The 20,282-nt window shown below is 59.1% G+C and carries 18 protein-coding genes and 1 tRNA gene; 1 reads left to right on the plus strand and 18 read right to left on the minus strand.

Features of this window, described 5'->3' with window-relative positions:
- Positions 1-801: 801 nt before the first annotated feature.
- From PG898_RS15110 to rpsU, 5 genes are all read right to left on the minus strand, one after another.
- Positions 802-878, minus strand: a tRNA-Ile gene (locus PG898_RS15110).
- 190 nt (positions 879-1,068) lie between these two features.
- Positions 1,069-2,964, minus strand: coding sequence for an RNA polymerase sigma factor RpoD (gene rpoD / locus PG898_RS15115; protein ID WP_263685420.1), 1,896 nt, complete (start codon positions 2,962-2,964; stop codon positions 1,069-1,071).
- A gap of 183 nt (positions 2,965-3,147) precedes the next feature.
- Entirely contained in the window at positions 3,148-4,935 is a 1,788-nt protein-coding gene (gene dnaG / locus PG898_RS15120; RefSeq protein ID WP_270824517.1) for a DNA primase, read from the minus strand.
- 88 nt (positions 4,936-5,023) lie between these two features.
- The gene (locus PG898_RS15125; RefSeq protein ID WP_270824518.1) at positions 5,024-5,467 is read right to left on the minus strand and encodes a GatB/YqeY domain-containing protein; all 444 of its coding nucleotides are present in this window, start codon (positions 5,465-5,467) and stop codon (positions 5,024-5,026) included.
- A 15-nt stretch (positions 5,468-5,482) separates the two neighbouring features.
- Positions 5,483-5,698, minus strand: coding sequence for a 30S ribosomal protein S21 (gene rpsU / locus PG898_RS15130; RefSeq protein ID WP_005309452.1), 216 nt, complete (start codon positions 5,696-5,698; stop codon positions 5,483-5,485).
- A gap of 179 nt (positions 5,699-5,877) precedes the next feature.
- Here rpsU and tsaD point away from each other — a divergent pair, with 179 nt between their 5' ends.
- A complete protein-coding gene (gene tsaD, locus PG898_RS15135; protein ID WP_043131995.1) occupies positions 5,878-6,891 on the plus strand; it encodes a tRNA (adenosine(37)-N6)-threonylcarbamoyltransferase complex transferase subunit TsaD in 1,014 nt (337 codons plus the stop codon).
- 87 nt (positions 6,892-6,978) lie between these two features.
- On the opposite strand, the gene rpoS is transcribed toward tsaD, so the two are convergent.
- The 13 genes from rpoS to relA form a co-directional block, all read right to left on the minus strand.
- Positions 6,979-7,962, minus strand: coding sequence for an RNA polymerase sigma factor RpoS (gene rpoS / locus PG898_RS15140; RefSeq protein ID WP_043131996.1), 984 nt, complete (start codon positions 7,960-7,962; stop codon positions 6,979-6,981).
- Positions 7,963-8,008: 46 nt separating this feature from the next.
- A complete protein-coding gene (locus PG898_RS15145) occupies positions 8,009-9,073 on the minus strand; it encodes a LysM peptidoglycan-binding domain-containing protein (RefSeq protein WP_270824519.1) in 1,065 nt (354 codons plus the stop codon).
- A 9-nt stretch (positions 9,074-9,082) separates the two neighbouring features.
- Positions 9,083-9,664, minus strand: a complete 582-nt coding sequence (locus PG898_RS15150; RefSeq protein WP_226170309.1) for a YqaA family protein — start codon at positions 9,662-9,664, stop codon at positions 9,083-9,085.
- A complete protein-coding gene (locus PG898_RS15155) occupies positions 9,661-10,278 on the minus strand; it encodes a protein-L-isoaspartate(D-aspartate) O-methyltransferase (RefSeq protein ID WP_005332743.1) in 618 nt (205 codons plus the stop codon). The genes PG898_RS15150 and PG898_RS15155 overlap by 4 nt, the downstream gene beginning before the upstream one ends.
- Positions 10,279-10,282: 4 nt before the next feature.
- Positions 10,283-11,044: a 5'/3'-nucleotidase SurE gene (surE, locus tag PG898_RS15160; RefSeq protein WP_005332745.1), complete on the minus strand. Its 762-nt coding sequence runs from the start codon at positions 11,042-11,044 to the stop codon at positions 10,283-10,285.
- Entirely contained in the window at positions 11,025-12,083 is a 1,059-nt protein-coding gene (truD, locus tag PG898_RS15165; RefSeq protein ID WP_270824565.1) for a tRNA pseudouridine(13) synthase TruD, read from the minus strand. Before truD ends, surE begins: the two co-directional genes overlap by 20 nt.
- A complete protein-coding gene (gene ispF, locus PG898_RS15170) occupies positions 12,083-12,559 on the minus strand; it encodes a 2-C-methyl-D-erythritol 2,4-cyclodiphosphate synthase (protein WP_043132002.1) in 477 nt (158 codons plus the stop codon). Before ispF ends, truD begins: the two co-directional genes overlap by 1 nt.
- A gap of 79 nt (positions 12,560-12,638) precedes the next feature.
- The gene (gene ispD, locus PG898_RS15175) at positions 12,639-13,349 is read right to left on the minus strand and encodes a 2-C-methyl-D-erythritol 4-phosphate cytidylyltransferase (protein ID WP_270824520.1); all 711 of its coding nucleotides are present in this window, start codon (positions 13,347-13,349) and stop codon (positions 12,639-12,641) included.
- On the minus strand, positions 13,342-13,659 hold the full coding sequence (gene ftsB / locus PG898_RS15180) for a cell division protein FtsB (protein ID WP_025328246.1): 318 nt from the start codon (positions 13,657-13,659) through the stop codon (positions 13,342-13,344). Before ftsB ends, ispD begins: the two co-directional genes overlap by 8 nt.
- Before the next feature lie 288 nt (positions 13,660-13,947).
- Positions 13,948-15,246 (minus strand): phosphopyruvate hydratase, encoded by a 1,299-nt coding sequence (gene eno / locus PG898_RS15185; RefSeq protein ID WP_270824521.1) that lies wholly within the window; start codon positions 15,244-15,246, stop codon positions 13,948-13,950.
- A gap of 89 nt (positions 15,247-15,335) precedes the next feature.
- Entirely contained in the window at positions 15,336-16,973 is a 1,638-nt protein-coding gene (gene pyrG / locus PG898_RS15190) for a glutamine hydrolyzing CTP synthase (RefSeq protein WP_270824522.1), read from the minus strand.
- A gap of 141 nt (positions 16,974-17,114) precedes the next feature.
- Positions 17,115-17,912 carry a nucleoside triphosphate pyrophosphohydrolase gene (mazG, locus tag PG898_RS15195; RefSeq protein WP_042648737.1) on the minus strand — a complete coding sequence of 266 codons (798 nt, stop codon included), beginning with the start codon at positions 17,910-17,912 and terminating at the stop codon, positions 17,115-17,117.
- Between the two features lie 79 nt (positions 17,913-17,991).
- On the minus strand, positions 17,992-20,202 hold the full coding sequence (relA, locus tag PG898_RS15200) for a GTP diphosphokinase (RefSeq protein ID WP_005332770.1): 2,211 nt from the start codon (positions 20,200-20,202) through the stop codon (positions 17,992-17,994).
- Positions 20,203-20,282 lie beyond the last annotated feature (80 nt).

Raw genomic sequence — 20,282 nt, forward strand, 5'->3', positions numbered from 1 at the left:
TCGGCTCAAACATGAAGAAATGAAATGACTGAGTCAGCCGAGAAGAATTTCCCCGCTTATTCGCACCTTCCCTAGCTACCGCATTACGCCACCCAAACTTAAAGGCTTTGATATGGCTTTGTGTGATGGTGTCTATACCGATACTCGTTCGCTACAAGGGGCGCTTGATTTGGCATTTCTGAATGTTGACAGTGAACGCCAAGAAGAACTAAGGGCGCTGAATATCAACCATCGGTGTCCAGCTTGTAAGGGCGTAACGCTCATTCAGAAGAGAGATTGGCAAGAGGAGCGGATTTCTTGCCCCTTATGCGCCCGATACTCTCACTATTCCTACTATGAAGCCGTGAAAGATGAAGTCATCCGGTGATAGAGGAGAGGTACTTTACCCCTTACGCCTCTCAAGACATACAGCCCCCATCTGATTACTATCCCCTATAGCCAGTATGCTCATGGGGTTGTATTGACTCTTGCAGAGGGGGCCATTTGTCATATTTTCTGTGAGATTTTTTCAAGCTACATTGCATATATATAAGAACCCCCCCTTACCCCCTCCCCTGGCTGGTGCAACCAGCATTTCCCCAGCAAATCGACGATGCCTCTCTCCGCTCCCCACACAACTTTTCTTCCTGTCCCCTAAAACCACTGTCATTGTGTCAACCCATCACTGGGCAATTGATAGGGCTTGGAATGCCGTCATCATTCCGCCCCTAGCAGTTAGCTAAGTACACTCACAAGTACACTTCAAAACGCCAGAAATAGAAAAGGCGCAGCGGTTACTAACCTACTGCGCCTTTCTGTATTTGGTGGCCCCTGCCCGACTTGAACGGGCGACCAATCGATTATGAGTCGACTGCTCTAACCAACTGAGCTAAGGGGCCATGATGTTGGTTTTACGGCGTGGATTATAGGGGATGCAGGATAAGCCGTCCATAGGCAGATCAACCACTTGGCGAGTTTTTGTCCATCTATCACCCAATCTGTGCTCCGGAGCAACCATAGCGCCAAACCGGATAAAACAAAGCCCCGCATGGCGGGGCTTTTGAGACGGCTCAGGGAAAAGCCTCTGGACTATTCGTCCAGGAAGCTGCGCAGCACTTCCGAGCGGCTCGGGTGGCGCAGCTTGCGCAGCGCCTTGGCTTCGATCTGACGAATACGCTCACGGGTAACGTCAAACTGCTTGCCCACTTCCTCGAGGGTGTGGTCAGTGTTCATGTCGATACCGAAGCGCATACGCAGTACCTTGGCCTCACGAGCGGTCAGGCCAGCCAACACTTCGCGGGTGGCGTTGCGCAGGCTCTCGCTGGTGGCAGCATCCGCTGGCAGCGCCAGAGTGGTATCTTCGATGAAGTCGCCCAAGTGGGAATCTTCATCATCACCGATGGGCGTCTCCATGGAGATGGGCTCTTTGGCGATCTTCAATACCTTGCGGATCTTGTCTTCCGGCATGCCCATGCGCATGGCCAGCTCTTCCGGGTTCGGTTCACGACCCATCTCCTGCAGCATCTGACGGGAGATACGGTTGAGCTTGTTGATGGTCTCGATCATGTGTACCGGGATACGGATGGTACGGGCCTGATCCGCGATGGAGCGGGTAATGGCCTGACGGATCCACCAGGTAGCGTAAGTCGAGAACTTGTAGCCACGACGGTATTCAAACTTGTCCACCGCCTTCATCAAACCTATGTTGCCCTCCTGGATCAGATCCAGGAACTGCAGACCGCGGTTGGTGTACTTCTTGGCGATGGAGATAACCAGACGCAAGTTGGCCTCGACCATCTCTTTCTTCGCACGGCGGGCCTTGGCCTCACCAATGCTCATGCGACGGTTGATGTCCTTGATCTGGGCGATCGACAGACCTGTCTCTTCTTCGATCTGCTGCAGCTTGCCGATGGAACGCAGCACTTCTTCGTCCATCTCGACCAGACGCGGAGACCAAGCCTTGCCAGCCTGTTTCTGGTATTCAAACCAGGCAGTTTCGCACTCGTTGTTGGTGAAGGCCGCGACGAAGGTCTTCTTCGGCATCTTGGCCTGCTCAACGCAGAGCTTCATGATGATGCGTTCCTGCACGCGGACCCGTTCCATCATCTCGCGCATGTTGTTGACCAAGCGATCGAACTGCTTGGGCATCAGGCGGAATTGACGGAACACATCGGCCAGCTGGGCGATAGCGGCCTGGGTGTCGTCGTGGGCACGACCATTCTTCTGGATGGAGAGACGGGTGACTTCGTACTGGGCACGCAGTTCACCGAACTTCTCGCGGGCGACTTCCGGATCCGGACCACCGTCCCCGTCGTCGTCGGAGCTGTCGCCGTCTTCGTCTTCATCCTCGTCTTCATCTTCGTCTTCGTCAGCGAGATCGTCTTCACTGAGTTCGGAGCCGATGTGGGTGGCGGTCGGCGCCACGTCGTCCGCTTCGTTCGGATCGATAAAGCCGGAGATGATGTCGGACAGACGCAGTTGCTCGGCTTCGTACTTGTCGTACTGTTCGAGCAGGTAAGTGATGGCTTCAGGGTACTCGGCAACGGAGCTTTGTACCTGATTGATACCGTCCTCGATCCGTTTGGCGATGTCGATTTCGCCTTCACGGGTCAGCAGTTCGACGGTACCCATTTCCCGCATGTACATGCGGACGGGATCGGTCGTGCGACCAATCTCAGATTCAACAGATGCCAGAGCCTGGGCCGCTGCTTCGGCAGCGTCCTCATCGGCGGTACCACCTTCGGCCATGATCAGATCATCGGCGTCCGGGGCGTTTTCCACTACCTGGATACCCATATCGTTGATCATCTGGATGATGTCTTCGATCTGGTCAGAGTCGACAATGTCTTGCGGGAGGTGATCGTTCACCTCGGCATAGGTCAGGTAGCCCTGTTCTTTACCTTTGGCAACGAGGAGTTTAAGCTGAGACTGCGGGGTTTGCTCCATAGAACTCATCCGGTTGGTGTTGCTAGGTTGCGCGTACAGTGCGCTGCTGCGCAAATAGCCAATTCTAATAGAAAACCGCCAGACATGCTATGTCTGGTTGCGGCGTCGGTCATGAGAAACCCCTGCCCGCAGTATTGTCGGGGCCAGGCGGTTATAAATTGTTTGCTTTTAATCCCGTCGATTCGGGCAACGGTATTCATATTGGGACTAATCACTCAAATATCAAGCCCCGCTCTCATTTCTTTTCTCAATCTGTACCTCTCTGATCAGCATCATCAGCTCCTGTGTTTCCTCAGAGCTTAGCCCTTCCTGAGCAACCTTGGCCTGCAATTCTTCGATTCGTTGCTTCAGAAACTGGTTGATGAAACCGACGAAGGTATCCTGCAATTCTCCCAGAATATCCGGCTCCTGGTCGAGCTTGATCTCTTCAAACAGGTCGTGCATGGCCAATTGAGCCAGGATCTCCCCCTCCTTGGTGCCACGCCAGTGCTCCAACAAGATGCCGGTCGTGATCCCTGGCTGAGTCAGGATCTGCTGATGCAGCTGCAACAGGAACTTGATGCCCTGCACCCGCAGTCCAGCCAGTTCAGGCATGGGGGGAAGCTCGGCCGTTATCGCCGGATATTGCACCATCAACGCCAGTGCCCGGCGAATGGGGGTCAGTTTGGTGGCCTTGGGTTTGCTGACTTCGCCCTTGGGCTGGCTGTTGCGGGCAAACAGTTCGGCGATCCGCTGTTTGTTCTCCCCCCAACGCATCATGCTGGAGAGACGGGTGATCAATCCCTCGCGAGTAAAGCCCTCCGGCACGCGGCGGATCAGTTCGGCGGCCTTGTTGGCCACTTCAAACTTGCCCGCCTCGCCAGAGAGGGCGGCATCCCGCCCCAGACGCTCGAACATGAAGTCGGCGAAGGGCTGGGCCTCGTCCAGCAAGGCCTCAAACCCCTCCTTGCCAATCTGGCGCACCAGCGAATCAGGATCTTCTCCATCGGGCAGGAACACGAACTTGAGTTCGCGCCCGTCCTGCAGATGGGAGAGTGCGTTGTCCAGCGCCCGCCAGGCCGCCTCACGGCCGGCGTTGTCACCGTCGTAACAGCAGACCACCTCAGCCGTGGTCCGAAACAGGGTGTGGATATGGTCACTGGTGGTCGCGGTGCCCAGCGCCGCCACCGCATAATCGATGTCGTACTGACCGAGCGCCACCACATCCATGTAGCCCTCCACCACCAGGATCCGGCGAGGATCCTTGTGTGCCTGCTTCACCTCGTAGAGGCCGAACAGTTCACGCCCCTTGTGGAAGATGGGGGTTTCCGGGGAGTTGAGGTACTTGGGAGTGCCGTCCCCCAGCACCCGGCCACCGAAGCCGATGACCCGGCCCCGCTTGTCACGGATGGGAAACATGATGCGATCGCGGAAGCGATCATAGCTGCCTGGGCCGCTGTCGCGGGGGATCAACATGCCGCCGGAGATAAGCAACTGCTCGTGATCCCGGCTGGCGCCAAAGCGCCGACGCACCTGATCCCAGTCTCCCGGGGCATAACCTATGTTGAAGCGCTTGACCACTTCCCCGGTTAGGCCGCGCCCTTTAAGGTATTCCACCGCCTGCGGCGCGTTCTTGAGATTGCTCTCATAGAAGCGGGCAATCTGGTTCATCAGCTCGAACAGATCCTTGCTGACGGCGGGTTGGGCACTGCCAGAACCGCCCAGGCTCTGCTCGCGAGGCACCTGCATGCCTTGCATGCTGGCGAGCTCTTCGATGGCGTCCGGAAATTCGAGTCCGTCGTACTCCATGACAAAGCCGATGGCATTGCCGTGAGCGCCGCAACCGAAGCAGTGGTAGAACTGCTTCTCCTGACTGACGGTGAAAGAGGGGCTTTTTTCGTTATGGAAAGGACAACAAGCCTGATAGTTCTTACCAGCCTTCTTTAGCCGCACCCGCGAGTCGATCAGCTCGACTATGTCAGTGCGTACGAGCAGATCATCGATAAAGGATTGTGGGATCCTGCCTGCCATAACCGTCCTGTTTCACTGCAGAGAAAATAAAAAAGCCGCGCATTCACAGGGAAGCACGGCTTCTTTCGACTAACAAGAGAAATGCCTGTTACGCCAAGCGGGTTTTCACCTGAGCACTGACGGCGCCGACATCGGCACGACCCTGAATTTTCGGCTTCAAGACAGCCATGACTTTACCCATGTCCGCCATGACGGCAGCCCCACTTTCGATGATGGCTTGCTCGATCAACACGGCAATTTCCTCTGCGGTCAGCTGTTGCGGCAGGAATTCCTGCAGCACCAGAATCTCGGCGGACTCTTTGTCGGCAAGATCCTGACGACCGGCAGCTTCAAATTGGCTGATGGAATCGCGGCGCTGTTTGACCATCTTGGTCACGACAGCGAGGATATCCTCATCATTGAGCTCGACACGGGTATCGACTTCACGCTGCTTGATTTCTGCCATCAACAAACGGATCGCTCCCAAGCGAGCCTTGTCTTTGGCCAGCATGGCGAGTTTTTGTTGATCCTTGAGTTGATCCTTCAGAGACACGGCATGATCCCTCGATTAGTACAGGCGGATACGACGTGCGTTTTCGCGGGACAGCTTCTTGGCGTGACGCTTGACGGCAGACGCTTTGGCACGCTTGCGAATGGTAGTCGGCTTCTCGTAGAACTCACGGCTACGAACTTCAGACAGGATACCGGCCTTTTCGCAAGAACGCTTGAAGCGACGCAGAGCAACGTCAAACGGCTCATTTTCACGGACTTTGATTACTGGCATGTGCCTTTCACCTCAGTGATATATTGTTAGCTGATCTTCAATCGATCAGCATGTCTTAAAATGGTGCGAAATTATACTCTGGACAGGGAATGAAAGTAAACCCGCAGAGATCGCTCTGGTTTAAAAAACCCGCGAAGGTTACCATAGCCGTCTCATTTTAGCAGTGAAATTTTTTAGCAATGCGTGTATTGGGCATAGAGACATCCTGTGACGAAACCGGGATCGCGATCTTCGACGATCAAAAAGGGATCCTTTCCCACCAGTTGTACAGCCAGGTCAAGCTGCATGCGGACTACGGTGGCGTCGTCCCCGAGCTCGCCAGCCGGGATCACGTCCGCAAGACGATCCCCTTGATCCAGGCCGCATTGCAAGAGGCGGGACTGGGTAAAGATGACATCGACGGCATCGCCTACACTGCGGGGCCGGGTCTGGTTGGCGCCATCCTGGTGGGGGCGACCATAGGCCGCTCCCTCGCCATGGCTTGGGGTAAACCCGCTGTGGCGGTGCACCATATGGAGGGCCACCTACTGGCTCCCATGCTGGAGGAGCGGGCTCCCGAGTTCCCCTTCGTGGCGCTGCTGGTCTCTGGCGGTCACTCCATGCTGGTGCGGGTCGACGGCATCGGCAGCTATCAGCTGCTGGGGGAATCCATCGACGATGCCGCCGGCGAGGCCTTCGACAAGACCGCCAAGCTGATGGGACTGGACTACCCGGGCGGCCCCCTGCTCTCCCGTCTGGCCGAGAAAGGCACCACGGGACGCTTCACCTTCCCCCGCCCCATGACGGACAGACCCGGGCTCGACATGAGCTTCTCCGGCCTCAAGACCTTTGCCGCCAACACCATAGCCGCCAACGGTGACGATGAGCAGACCCGTGCCGACATCGCCCGGGCGTTTGAGGATGCTGTGGTCGACACCCTGGCCATCAAGTGCCGCCGCGCCTTGAAAGAGACCGGGCTCAAGCGCCTGGTGGTGGCCGGGGGCGTCAGCGCCAACCGTCATCTGCGCGCCCAGCTGGCCGAGCTGATGGAGAGTCTCAAGGGCGAGGTGTTCTATCCGCGCACCGAGTATTGCACTGACAACGGCGCCATGATCGCCTATGCCGGCATGCAACGCCTCAAGGCGGGCGTGTTCGAGCCGCTGGTCGTCAAGGCGGTGCCGCGCTGGCCGCTGGACACCCTGGATCCCGTGTGATCCCAAGGATCCTCTCGCAATGAAAAAGGGGCCTCTGGCCCCTTTGTTGTGTCTGTCCTCGGCATAACAGCCGTCAGCGGGTTCGGATCAATTGGTTCTAAACAGGGCCTCGATGGAGAGCCCCTGTCCCAGCAGGATCTCCCGCAGGCGGCGCAATCCCTCGACCTGGATCTGACGCACCCGCTCCCGGGTCAGGCCAATCTCGGCCCCCACGTCTTCGAGTGTCGCCGGCTCGTAACCGAGCAGGCCGAAGCGGCGAGCCAGCACCTCACGCTGCTTGGGATTCAGCTCTTCCAGCCAGTGGACTATGCTGCTGCGCATGTCATCCTCCTGGGACTCCAGCTCTGGCCCCATGCCTCGCTCATCGGACAGGACGTCGAGCAGGGCCTTGTCGCGATCGCCGCCGATGGGAGTATCCACTGAGGTGATCTTTTCGTTGAGCTTGAGCATGCGGTTCACATCGTCGACCGAGCGATCCAGCGCGAAGGCGATGTCTTCGGCGGTGGGTTCATGGTCTAGGCGGTGGGAGAGTTCGCGCGCGGTGCGCAGGTAGACGTTCAGCTCCTTCACCACATGGATCGGCAGCCGGATGGTGCGGGTCTGGTTCATGATGGCCCGCTCTATGGTCTGGCGGATCCACCAAGTGGCATAGGTGGAGAAACGGAAGCCGCGCTCCGGGTCGAACTTCTCGACCGCGCGGATGAGACCGAGGTTGCCCTCTTCGATGAGATCGAGCAGCACCAGGCCACGGTTGTTGTAGCGCCGGGCAATCTTGACCACCAGGCGCAGGTTGGATTCGATCATGCGCTTGCGCGCGGCTTTGTCACCGCGCAGGGCACGACGGGCGTAATAGACTTCCTCTTCGGCGGTGAGCAGGGGGGAGAAGCCGATCTCCCCCAGATAGAGCTGGGTGGCGTCCATCACCTTGTTCAGTTCCGGCACCATGAGCTCATCGGAGATGGTCTCCTCAGCCTCGGCGGCAACCTCCTGAACCTCTTCTTCCTCCTGGGCCTCCAGCTCTTCGTCGAACTCTAACTCTGCATCCTGCATTACCAGTTGTTCTTGGCTCATGATATGTCTCCCTGACCTGAACCAGAGTAAGACCTAGCTCTCTGGGTTAACGCTTTGGCAAATAGCCCATCGGGTTGATTGACTTGCCTTTGTACCGGATTTCAAAGTGCAAGCGCACATCCGGCGCATCCGTGCTACCCATGTTGGCGATGACGGCTCCGCCTTTGACGGAGTCTCCCTCCCTGACCCTCAGCTCGTCGTTGTGGGCGTAAGCAGAGAGATAATCATCGTTGTGCTTGAGAATAATCAGCTTGCCGTAACCCCTGAGTGCACTACCCGCGTAGACCACTTTGCCGCCGCTGGCGGCGTAAACGGGTTGACCCTTCTGGCCGGAGATGTCGATGCCCTTGTTGCCCTGTTCTGCAACGGAGAAGCCTTCAACGACCCGTCCTTTCGCTGGCCAATGCCAGGAGAGAGTTGACTGGAAACTGATGTTTTTTTGTTCTTTCGCCTGAGCGTATGCTGTTGACGGTGCAGGAGCAATCGTTTTCTGAGCAATAAACGGTGTGGTCGTACCTGCCGGCGCCGTCGCCAGAGGTTTGGGACCTGTGCTGGTCACGACAGGCGTGGTTGCCGCCACCATCTGACCAGTCGAGGACCCCGCGCCCCCCACGTTGAGCACCTGGCCAACATGGAGTGAATAGGGTGCCTGCAGGTTGTTGCGCTGTGCCAGAGTCTGATTGGACACATTGAACTGGCGGCCTATGCTGCTCAGGGTATCGCCACGACGCACCTCATAGGTGCCGTTGCCGCTGGTGACAGGGCGGTTCATTGCCATGCCGGTGCTGACCACGGCGCCGGAAGAGCCATCCAGCCTGAGCTGCTGGCCCGGATAGATGTTGTAGGGGGGGTTGATCCCGTTGAGGCTGACCAGGGATGCGACATCCATGCCCGAACGGAATGCGATGGAGTACAGGGTATCCCCCTTCACCACTGTGTAACTGCCACCCTGCATGCCCGAATTGGCCATGTTTTGACGAGTCGGGATGGTCGAGGCAATGGGGTCATTGCCCAGACTCTGTACCGGGGCAGCAGTCTTGCTGGAAGAGCAGGCAAGCAGTAGCCATGACAATACGATGACACTGCTTCCTTGCCAAACACGCGAACGCATAGTGGATCCTTAACGACTAAACCAGAAATAGGCCGCAATGGCCAAACCAATACAGAGCCAGCCGAGCACATCCACATAGTGCATCAGCTTGCGCTCCATCTTCTCACCACCCCACCGCATCAGACCCGCTACCAGGAAAAATCGCATGCCTCGACCGATCAGCGAGGTCAGGATAAAGGGCAGCAGTGCCATGTGGAGCAAGCCCGCCGTAACGGTAAACACCTTGTAGGGGATCGGCGTGAAACTGGCAATAAAAATCACCCAGATCCCCCACTGCGCAAACCACTGCTCGGCCAGCGCAATCTTGTCTTCATAGCCAACCGAGATCACCAGCGGCTGGACCACAGGTTCCCACAGGGCATAGCCAAGGGCATAACCAAACAGTGCCCCCAGCACCGAGAAGAGGGTTGCCAACCCGGCGTAGTGCCACGCCTTGTGTGGCTTGGCGAGCGCCATGGGGGCCAGCATCACGTCCACCGGAATAGGCCAGAACACCGACTCGATAAAGGCGGTGATGGAGAGATACCAGGGGGCGTGCTTGTGGCGGGCCCATTGCATCACCAGTACATACAAACGGGAAAACAACTTCACTCCACATCTCCGTCAATCAGGGGAACAAAACGCACCGGCTCCAGGATCCGGCTGGTCAGCTGGGAACCGGATCGTTCGATCAGCTGCAGAGTCTGCTGGCTATCCCCCACCGGCAGCACCAGACGCCCGCCTTCGGCCAGCTGATCGGTCAGGGCCTTGGGCACCTCGCTCGCCGCTGCCGTCACCAAGATGGCATCGAACGGTCCCTTGTTGGGCCAGCCCAGCCAGCCGTTGCCGTGCTTGGCAGAGACATTGTGCAGGTCGAGCTGGCGCAGCCGGCGCCGGGCTTGGAACTGCAACGACTTGATCCGCTCCACCGTGTAGACATGCTCCACCAGGTGGGCCAACACTGCGGTCTGATAGCCGGAGCCAGTGCCGATCTCCAGCACATGGGCCGGATCGTTCTGGATCAGCAACTCTGTCATCCGCGCCACTATGTAGGGCTGGGAGATGGTCTGGCCATGGCCGATGGGCAGGGCCGTATTGTCCCAGGCCTTGTGGGCCATGGCTTCATCCACAAACAGCTGGCGCGGCACTTTCGCAATCGCCGCGAGCACGCGGAAATCACGAATGTCCTGGGCAATCAGTTGATTTAACAGGCGCTGTACTATCACAACGTCATCCCTGCAGATCCAGCCAGGCACCCAGACTCGCCAGACTGTCATAGGCAGTCATGTCGATGGTCAATGGGGTGATGGAGACATAACCCTGCTCGATGGCGGCGAAATCCGTGCCGTCTCCCGCATCCTGCTGGCTGCCGGGAGGGCCTATCCAGTAGATGGGCTGGCCACGGGGATCCTCGCTGCGGATCACCGACTCGGCGGGATGGCGGTTGCCAAGGCGGGTCACCCTGATCCCCTTGATCTGCTCGAGGGGCAGGTCCGGCACGTTGACGTTGAGGATCTGATCGGCAGGCAGGGGATGTTTCATCAGCCCCTTCACCAGCAAGGCCGCATAGTGGGCCGCCGTGGCGAAGTGGGTCTTGCCCACCAGGGAGATGGCGATGGAGGGGAAGCCAAGGTGGCGTCCCTCGGTGGCCGCAGCGACCGTGCCCGAGTAGATGACATCATCCCCCAGGTTGGCGCCGTGGTTTATTCCGGCCACCACCATGTCCGGCTCCGGGCGCACCAGCTCGTTGACCGCCAGGTGCACGCAGTCTGTCGGGGTGCCCTTCACCGCATAACTCTCGCTGCCATTAAAGCCGGTTTCGCCAAGGCGCGTAACCCGCAGCGGCACTTCCAGCGTCAGGGAGTGACTCGCGCCGCTGCGGTTGCGATCCGGCGCCACCACAATGACTTCGCCGCAGGCAGTCAGCGCCTCGCTGAGGGCACGAATGCCCTCGGCATGTACTCCATCGTCATTACTGACCAGAATTCGCATCGGTTGGGTTCCTGAAACCGTGATCGGCCTCTTCGGCCTGCATTAACTCGCGCACCACGCTGGTGGCAAAGGCTCCGGCAGGCAGGAAGAAGGAGAGGGTCAGCACCTCGCCATCCTGCTGCCAGCTCATCTGCTCCGGCTTGAGCAGCAGTGGACGCCTGTCCTGATCCAGTCCGGCCTTCTCCAGTCCGTCACACCATTCGGCGTAAGGGGCCAGCACTGCCTGTTCAAACTCGGCGGCGGCACCCTGGCTCGCCAGTCGGCCACGGCCCCACTGGGGGGCGGTGAGCTGCACGTCGCCGGAGGCAAGGCGCGCCTCCAACTCGGGAGTCAGCACCTCTTCACTGAAGATGGAGTGGCTGCCCCTCAGCATCACACAGTCACCGGCCAGCAGCTGGTGTGCCAGCCCCTGTTCGATGCGGGCGCTGACAATGGCGTTGAACAGCATGCTGCGGGCGGCGGAGAGATAGAGGGAACGCTTGTTGCGATCCTTGATCCGCTTGCCGGCAAACATCGCCTTGGCCGCGTCCAGGTTGTTGCCATCCCGGCCAAAGCGCTGCTCGCCGTAGTAATTGGGCACGCCCTGAGTGGCGATGGCCTGCAGCCGGGCTTCCAGATCGCCAGCCTGTTCCAGACCGGTGAGGCGCAGGGTGAATTGGTTGCCCTTGAGGTAACCAACCCGCAGCTTCTTGTTGTGGCGCTTGGCCTGCAGGATCTGGATGCTGTCGCTCTGGATGACAGAGAGATCCGGTTCGCCCTTGCCCGGCAGATGAATGCCGAACCACTGCTCGGTCACCGCGTGGCGATCCTTGAGACCCGCCCAGGTCACCGCATTGCGGTTGACGCCGGCCGCATCGGCCAGCAGACCCGCGACCCAGGCGGTGTTCTCGCCGGTTTTGCGCACCCGCACGAAGATGTGCTCCCCCTCCCCGCAGGGTTCGAAGCCGAGATCTTCATTCACCACGAAGTCGGCGGCCTCGGCCTTGAGGATGCCGCGGGCGACCGGCGCCCCGTGCAGATAGCTCAGCTGTTCCAGCATCATTGTTTCACCAGTAAGACAACGGCTTCGGTGGCGATCCCTTCCTTGCGCCCCGTAAACCCGAGTTGTTCTGTGGTGGTCGCCTTGACATTCACCCGGTTCAAATCACATTGCAGATCGGCCGCCAGCACGGCGCACATGGCCGCGATATGGGGCGCCATCTTGGGAGCCTGGGCGATGATGGTCACATCCAGGTTGCCGATGGCATAGCCCGCCTGCTGCACCCGGGCAAAGACGTCTCGCAGCAGGATGCGGCTGTCGATCCCCTTGAACTCGGCGGCGGTATCGGGGAAGTGACGGCCGATGTCGCCGGCGCCGATGGCCCCCAGCAGGGCATCGCTCACCGCATGCAGCACGACGTCGCCGTCGGAGTGGGCCAGCAGGCCCTGCTCATAGGGTACCGGGACGCCACCCAGCATGCAGGGGCCAACCCCGCCAAACTTGTGCACGTCAAAACCATGTCCAATTCGCATCATGCCTGATCCCCCCTCAATACACAGAAATCTGTCTCATCAAAACCATGTCCAATGCGGATCATGCGGGCCCCTCTGCGGGTCAATCGGGTCGCACCTGCTGGCGCGCACTCTGTTGTTGTAAAAAGAGCTCGGCCAGGGAGAGATCTTCCGGGCGGGTCACCTTGATGTTGTCGGCACGCCCCTCCACCATCTTCACGGTAAAACCGGCGCGCTCCATGGCGGAGGCTTCGTCTGTGATGAGGGCACCCAGGGCCAGCCCCTCCTCCAGCGCCCGCTTCAGGGTGCCGATGGGAAACATCTGCGGCGTCAGGGCATGCCAAAGCTGTTCGCGCTCGACGGTCGCCACTATGTTGCCAGCCCCGTCTGTGCGTTTCATGGTGTCGCGCACCCGGCTGCCGAGAATGGCGCCATCGCACGCCATGGCACAGGCTATCAGGGCATCGAGATCCCCCTGGGTCAGACAGGGACGGGCGGCGTCGTGCACCAGTACCCACTTCCCCTCTGCCACATGCAGGGCGTTGAGCACCGAATAGGCACGCTCGCTTCCCCCTTCCACTCGCAGCACCCGCGGGTCGGCCGCCACGGCCAGTTGCTCGAACCACTCATCGTGCGGCGCCAGCGCCACTATCACCCGAACGATAGCCGGATGGGACAGTAAACAGCCGAGCGTATGCTCCAGGATGGTCTTCCCCGCCAGTGTCAGGTACTGCTTGGGGCAGTCTGCTCCCATGCGGCTGCCGATACCGGCGGCCGGAACTATGGCGGTCAGCCCGCTGTGGCAATCAGTCATCGTAGGGGACGCCGTCCGGCTCCGTTGCTTGGTCTTTATCTTTGGGAATGATCCGGTAGAAGGTCTCGCCCTGCTTGATGTAGCCAAGATCGTTGCGCGACAGCTCCTCGATGGCCTCAAGGCCCGAGGTCAGATCGTCGATCTCCCGGTAAATCAGGTTGTTGCGGTCCTTGAGAACCAGATTGTCCTGCTGTTGCCGCTCGATGGCATTGGAGAGCTCCCGATAATCGGATAGGCCGTTTTTCCCCAGCCAGAAGTCATATTGCAGCCCTCCCAACAGGAGGAGCAGGATAAGAGTGAGTAGCCGCATGCACTGAGTCTCCTTCAAGCGGCCTAGTTTCCCATATTCGCAGGCAAGACAAAAGAAAGCCGGTGTGCCAGACGGGGCGGGGGACTAAAAAAGATGGCAGGGCCCCGCAGACGAGGGCCAAAAAACCGCGCAGTTCCCAAGACGGGGGGCCTTGGCGCCAGATTGGCGGCAACCATACGAAAACCGCCGCCGATCAGCGGCTGGCCTGACAATGGGGTGGCGACGGATACAAAAAAGCCCCGCCAGAGTGGCGGGGCTTTTCAACAGCTTAAGAATTGCAGGCAGTAATTACTGGCCTTTGACTTCTTTCAGACCGCGGAACGGAGCCTTGGCACCCAGGGCTTCTTCGATACGGATCAGCTGGTTGTACTTGGCAACACGGTCAGAACGGCTCATGGAACCGGTCTTGATCTGGCCAGCAGCGGTACCCACGGCCAGGTCGGCGATGGTCGCGTCTTCGGTCTCACCGGAGCGGTGGGAGATGACGGCGGTGTAGCCAGCGTCCTTGGCCATCTTGATGGCAGCCAGAGTTTCGGTCAGGGAACCGATCTGGTTGAACTTGATCAGGATGGAGTTGGCGATGCCGTTGTCGATACCGCGCTTCAGGATCTTGGTGTTGGTTACGAACAGGTCGTCACCCACGATCTGGATTTTCTTGCCCAGTTCAGCAGTCTGGTAGGCGAAGCCTTCCCAGTCAGATTCGTCCAGGCCATCTTCGATGGAGACGATCGGGAACTTGGTGGTCAGGTCGGCCAGGTAGTCAGAGAACTCGTTGGAGGTGAAGATACGACCTTCGCCCTTCAGGTTGTACTCTTTCTTCGCTGCGTCGTAGAACTCGGAAGCAGCGCAGTCCATGGCCAGGGTGATGTCGGTGCCCAGCTTGTAACCGGCAGCGGCAACGGCTTCGGCGATCACTTCCAGCGCTTCGGCGTTGGACTTCAGGTTCGGTGCGAAACCGCCTTCGTCGCCTACTGCAGTGGCGTAGCCCTTGGACTTCAGTACCTTGGCCAGGTTGTGGAAGACTTCGGCACCCATGCGGATGGCTTCTTTCAGGGTCTTGGCGCCAACCGGCTGGATCATGAACTCCTGGATGTCGACGTTGTTGTCGGCGTGCTCACCACCGTTGATGATGTTCATCATGGGCAGCGGCATGGAGTAGACACCCGGGGTGCCGTTCAACTCGGCGATGTGGGCGTACAGCGGCAGGCCCTTGGCAGCAGCAGCGGCTTTGGCGTTAGCCAGGGAAACGGCCAGGATGGCGTTGGCGCCGAACTTGGATTTGTTCTCGGTACCGTCGAGGTCGATCATGATTTGGTCAATAGCGGCCTGGTCCTTGGCATCTTTACCCAGCAGAGCCTGAGCGATCGGGCCGTTTACGGCTTCGATGGCTTTCAGCACGCCTTTACCCAGGAAACGGCTCTTGTCGCCGTCACGCAGTTCCAGCGCTTCGCGGGAACCGGTGGACGCGCCAGACGGAGCGGCTGCCATACCAACAAAACCACCTTCCAGGTGAACTTCGGCCTCAACGGTCGGGTTACCACGGGAGTCGATGATTTCACGACCGATCACTTTAACGATCTTGGACATGTGTATTTCCTCAGGTTTCGTAAAAAAACAACAAAAATATGCCAAAAAAAGCGGCTGCGGCACAGAGCCCCAACCGCATTTATTTTCAATTACTTCAAATTACGCTTCTGATACTCGCCTGCCGCCTTAACAAAACCGGCGAACAGGGCGTGGCCATCACGGGGAGTCGAGGTGAACTCCGGGTGGAACTGCGCAGCCACGAACCAAGGGTGATCCGGAATCTCGATAATTTCCACCAGCTTCTTGTCGGCGGAAAGACCGGTCACCTTCAAACCGGCCGCTTCGATCTGCGGCAGCAGCTTGTTGTTCACCTCGTAACGGTGACGGTGACGCTCGTAAATGGTCGGGCTGCCGTACATCTGGCGCACCTTGGAGCCTTCCACCAGGTGGCAGAGCTGGGAACCCAGACGCATGGTGCCGCCCAGATCAGACTTCTCGGTACGGGTCTCGACGTTGCCCTCTTCATCCACCCACTCGGTGATGAGGCCGATAACCGGATAGGCGCAATCTTTCTTGAATTCGGAGGAGTGAGCCCCTGCCATGCCCGCCACATTGCGAGCGAATTCGATCATGGCAACCTGCATGCCGAGACAGATACCCAAGTAAGGGATCTTGTTCTCACGGGCATACTGGGCGGCCAGGATCTTGCCTTCCACGCCACGCTCACCGAAGCCACCCGGCACCAGGATCGCGTCCAGACCTTCCAGCAGCTCGGAGCCACGGGTCTCGATGTCCTGGGAGTCGATGTACTTGATGTTGACGGAAAGACGCGTCTTCAGGCCGCCGTGCTTGAGTGCTTCGTTGACGGACTTGTAGGCATCCGGCAGGGAGACATACTTGCCGACCATGCCGATGGTCACTTCTGCAGTCGGGTTGGCCTCTTCGTAGACCACCTGTTCCCACTCGGACAAGTCGGCTTCCTTGCACTCCAGGCCGAAACGGGCGATGAAGTAGTCATCCAGATTTTGGGACTTGAGCAGGGCCGGGATCTTGTAGATGGAGTCGACGTCCTTCATGGAGATGACGGCGCGCTCTGGCACGTTGCAGAACAGGGCGATCTTGGCTCGCTCGTTGGCCGGGATGGCGCGATCGGAGCGACAGATCAGCACATCTGGCTGGATCCCGATGGAGAGCAGCTCTTTGACGGAGTGCTGGGTCGGCTTGGTCTTCACCTCGCCGGCGGCGGCCAGATAAGGCACCAGGGTCAGGTGCATGAACATGGCATTGTCGCGGCTCACTTCGGCAGCCAGCTGACGAATGGCTTCGAGGAACGGCAGGGACTCGATATCGCCCACTGTGCCGCCCACTTCGACGATGGCCACCTGATGGCCTTCGGCGCCTGCAATCACCCGCTCCTTGATGGCGTTGGTGATGTGCGGGATGACCTGGATGGTGGCGCCCAGATAGTCACCACGACGCTCTTTGCGCAGCACGTCGGCATAGATGCGGCCGGTGGTGAAGTTGTTGCGACGGGTCATCTTGGTGCGGATGAAACGCTCGTAATGGCCCAGATCCAGATCGGTCTCAGCCCCGTCCTCGGTTACGAACACTTCACCGTGCTGGGTCGGGCTCATGGTGCCCGGATCCACGTTGATATAGGGGTCCAGTTTCATGATGGTCACATCCAGACCACGGGCTTCCAGAATGGCTGCCAGAGAAGCTGCGGCAATGCCTTTGCCGAGGGATGAAACAACGCCACCAGTTACAAAAATATATTTTGTCGTCATGCTGAACCTGAAAGAAGTTTAGGGAATTTTAAGGGGTGCTTCGGGGATGAAGCAGGACGGGGAAACAGTATACCAAAACCCCCTCTCCCAAACAATGAACAAAAATCTATCAGGCTCGCCGCTCCCTCGTCTTGCGCCAAATCAACTTTGCTCGGTTTCCTTGGCCCGGCACCAGGCTGCATCCAGCTTCTCCAGGGTGCAATCCGTCATTTTCAGCCCTTCCGCTGCAATAAACTGCTCAACCTGACGAAAACGTCGTTCGAACTTGGCGTTCGCACCCCGCAGCACCTGCTCGGGATCCTTGCCCAGATGGCGCACCAGGTTGACGGTGGCAAACAGCAGATCACCGAGCTCGTCGCTTACCCGTGCCTCGTCCACATCGACCATCAGCGCTTCTTCCATCACCTCCTCGATCTCCTCGTGGATCTTGTCCACTACCGGCCCGAGCGTCTTCCAGTCGAAACCGACGGTGGCGCAGCGCTTCTGGATCTTGGCGGCCCGGGTCAGGGCCGGCAGCGAGAGGGGGATGTCATCGAGCACGCTCTCTTTATCCAGCGCGGCCCGCTCCTTGGCCTTCTCCGCCTCCCAGTTCACCTTGACCGCCTGCTCGTCACCGAGGTCCGCATCGGAGAACACATGGGGGTGGCGGCGAATGAGTTTCTCGCTCACCGCATCGACTATGTCGGCAAAATCGAACAGTCCCTGCTCCTTGCCAAGCTGGGCGTAGAAGACCACCTGGAACAGCAGATCCCCGAGCTCCCCCTTCAATCCATCCCAATCCTGAGTCTCGATGGCATCGGCCACCTCGTAGGCCTCTTCCAGGGTGTGGGGCACTATGGTCTGGAAGCTCTGCTTGAGATCCCAGGGGCAACCCCCGTCCGGGGAGCGCAGTTGAGCCATGATGTCGAGCAATTGAGGGAGGTCGTAACGTTGGGACATGGGATCTTCGCTTTCGATTCGTTCAAGAAGGGTCATAAAGCACAACCGGCCACGGGGGCCGGTCACTATTTATCGGGTATCAGAGGCGCTTGGCACTGATCACGTCGTTGAGCTGGCTGAGCTTGGCCAAGGCCCGGTTAAAGGCGTTGATATTGTAGATCTCCAGCTCCATGTCGATCTCGGCGGTCTGCTCGCGCACGTTGGAGCGCGAGCGCACCCCCATCACGTTGATCTTCTCGTTGGCCAGTACTGTGGTGATGTCACGCAGCAGGCCGGATCTGTCGTTGGAGAGGATGCGGATGGTGAGGCCATAACCGCCGGAGTAGTTCTCCCCCCAGACCGCATCGATCAGTCGCTCAGGGTTGCGGCGCGACAGCTCTTTCAGTTGTTCGCAATCCTCCCGGTGGATGGAGACGCCACGACCCATGGTGATGAAACCCTGGATGGAGTCCCCCGGGATGGGCTGGCAGCAGCGGGCAATGTGGGTCATCAGATTGCCGACCCCTTCCACTACGATGTGATCCTTGGCCTTGGGGCGGAAGGGCGCATTGGCCTTCTGCTCCAGCTTCTCCAGCAGGCGGCGGTCTTCTTCCTCCGCCGTCGGCTTGTTGTAACGAGTGTCGAGGTAGTTGAGCAGTTGGTTGATGCGGATGTCGCCGCTGCCGATCCCGGCCAGCAGATCTTCCAGCTCCTCCGCATGGAAGCGCTCCAGCACCACCTTGTCCACCTTGGAGAGCGTCAGGTTGTGCCTGTCCAGCTCCTTCTCCAGCAGCTCCTTGCCGGCGGCGATGTTCTTGTCCCGATCCAGCTTTCTGAACCAGGTCGCCACCTTGGCCCGCGCCCGGCTGGAGCGCAGGAAGCCTGCATTGGGGTTCATCCAGTCGCGGCTCGGGTTCGGCTCCTTCTGGGTGATCACCTCCACCTGATCACCGGTCTGCAGCGTGTAGGTAAAGGGCACTATGCGGCCATCCACCTTGGTCCCGATGCAGCGGTGGCCGATCATGCTGTGAACGTGATAGGCAAAATCGAGCGGGGTGGCCCCCGCCGGCAGGTCGATGACGTCCCCCTTGGGGGTGAACACATAGACTCTGTCCTCGAACACCTGACTGCGCAGATCGTCCAGCAGGGAGCCGCTCTCGGAGAGATCCTCCTGCCAGGCGAGGAGCTTGCGCAGCCACTCGATCTTGTCTTCGAAGGTACTGGTCTTGGCTGCAGCCTGGGCCCCTTCCTTGTAGCGCCAGTGAGCCGCCACGCCGAGTTCGGCATCCTGATGCATCTGCTCGGTGCGGATCTGGATCTCCACCGTCTTCCCCTCCTCCCCCACTACCACTGTGTGGATGGACTGGTAGCCGTTGGGCTTGGGGTTGGCGACATAGTCGTCAAATTCGCGGGGAATATGATGGAAATGGGTGTGGACGATGCCGAGCGCCGCATAACAATCCTGCAGCCGCTTGGTGATCACCCGCACCGCACGCACGTCGAACAGCTCGTTGAATTCGAGGTGCTTCTTCTGCATCTTGCGCCAGATGCTGTAGATGTGTTTCGGTCGGCCATAGACCTCGGCCTCGACCCCGGCTTCGGCAAGCGCATCGCGCAGGGACTGCACGAACTCGCGGATGTAGCGCTCCCGATCGAGTCGTTTCTCGTCGAGCTGCTTGGCGATCTGCTTGTAGGTATCCGGGTGCAGGTAACGGAAGGCGAGATCTTCGAGCTCCCACTTGAGCTGACCGATGCCGAGGCGGTTGGCAAGGGGCGCATAGATGTTGGTGATCTCCTGGGCCATCAGCACCCGGGTCTCCTCATCCGCCAGCTTGGCCTCCCGCAGGCAGGCGATCCGCTCCGCCAGCTTGATGACGACGGCGCGCACATCCTCCACCATGGCGAGCAACATGCGGCGCACGTTGTCCACCTGCTCCGGGGAGGTCTCGCTGCGGTGCAGGGTCTGCAGAGAGCGGATGGCCTCCATCTCCAGCACCCCTTCCACCAGCTTGGCGATCTTGGGACCGAAGTCCTCGTTCACCTTCTCCTGCTTGATGAGGCCGGCTTCGACGAAGGGATAGAGAATGGCCGACTTGAGGGTGGCGAGATCCATGCTGAGCATCAGCAGTATGCCCACCATCTCGACGCCACGCACCAGCAGGCGGTTGGTGAGCGCCTCGTCGCCAAGCGTCAGACAGTACTGGTAGACGGTTCGCAGTTGATTCTTGTCGCTTTCACTCAGGGTAAGGGAACTGACCCACTCCTCCAGAGTGAAATTGTCTTTCAAATGAATTTCGCGCACCGCAACCATGGTATCAATCCTTAAAATTGTGGGGCCGAAAGCCGATGCTTTCTGCCATCCCCTCATCAGCTGATGACTGCCTCAAATGG

It is taken from the genome of Aeromonas sp. QDB31, assembly GCF_027707605.1.
Lineage (GTDB): Bacteria > Pseudomonadota > Gammaproteobacteria > Enterobacterales > Aeromonadaceae > Aeromonas > Aeromonas media.

Bases quoted from the DNA above. Each gene is read 5' to 3' on its own strand.
- dnaG (WP_270824517.1), bottom strand. From the start codon at position 4,935: ATGGCAGGCAGGATCCCACAATCCTTTATCGATGATCTGCTCGTACGC.
- rpsU (WP_005309452.1), bottom strand. From the start codon at position 5,698: ATGCCAGTAATCAAAGTCCGTGAAAATGAGCCGTTTGACGTTGCTCTG.
- tsaD (WP_043131995.1), top strand. From the start codon at position 5,878: ATGCGTGTATTGGGCATAGAGACATCCTGTGACGAAACCGGGATCGCG.
- rpoS (WP_043131996.1), bottom strand. From the start codon at position 7,962: ATGAGCCAAGAACAACTGGTAATGCAGGATGCAGAGTTAGAGTTCGAC.
- PG898_RS15145 (WP_270824519.1), bottom strand. From the start codon at position 9,073: ATGCGTTCGCGTGTTTGGCAAGGAAGCAGTGTCATCGTATTGTCATGG.
- surE (WP_005332745.1), bottom strand. From the start codon at position 11,044: ATGCGAATTCTGGTCAGTAATGACGATGGAGTACATGCCGAGGGCATT.
- truD (WP_270824565.1), bottom strand. From the start codon at position 12,083: ATGCTGGAACAGCTGAGCTATCTGCACGGGGCGCCGGTCGCCCGCGGC.
- ispF (WP_043132002.1), bottom strand. From the start codon at position 12,559: ATGATGCGAATTGGACATGGTTTTGACGTGCACAAGTTTGGCGGGGTT.
- ispD (WP_270824520.1), bottom strand. From the start codon at position 13,349: ATGACTGATTGCCACAGCGGGCTGACCGCCATAGTTCCGGCCGCCGGT.
- ftsB (WP_025328246.1), bottom strand. From the start codon at position 13,659: ATGCGGCTACTCACTCTTATCCTGCTCCTCCTGTTGGGAGGGCTGCAA.
- eno (WP_270824521.1), bottom strand. From the start codon at position 15,246: ATGTCCAAGATCGTTAAAGTGATCGGTCGTGAAATCATCGACTCCCGT.
- pyrG (WP_270824522.1), bottom strand. From the start codon at position 16,973: ATGACGACAAAATATATTTTTGTAACTGGTGGCGTTGTTTCATCCCTC.
- mazG (WP_042648737.1), bottom strand. From the start codon at position 17,912: ATGTCCCAACGTTACGACCTCCCTCAATTGCTCGACATCATGGCTCAA.
- relA (WP_005332770.1), bottom strand. From the start codon at position 20,202: ATGGTTGCGGTGCGCGAAATTCATTTGAAAGACAATTTCACTCTGGAG.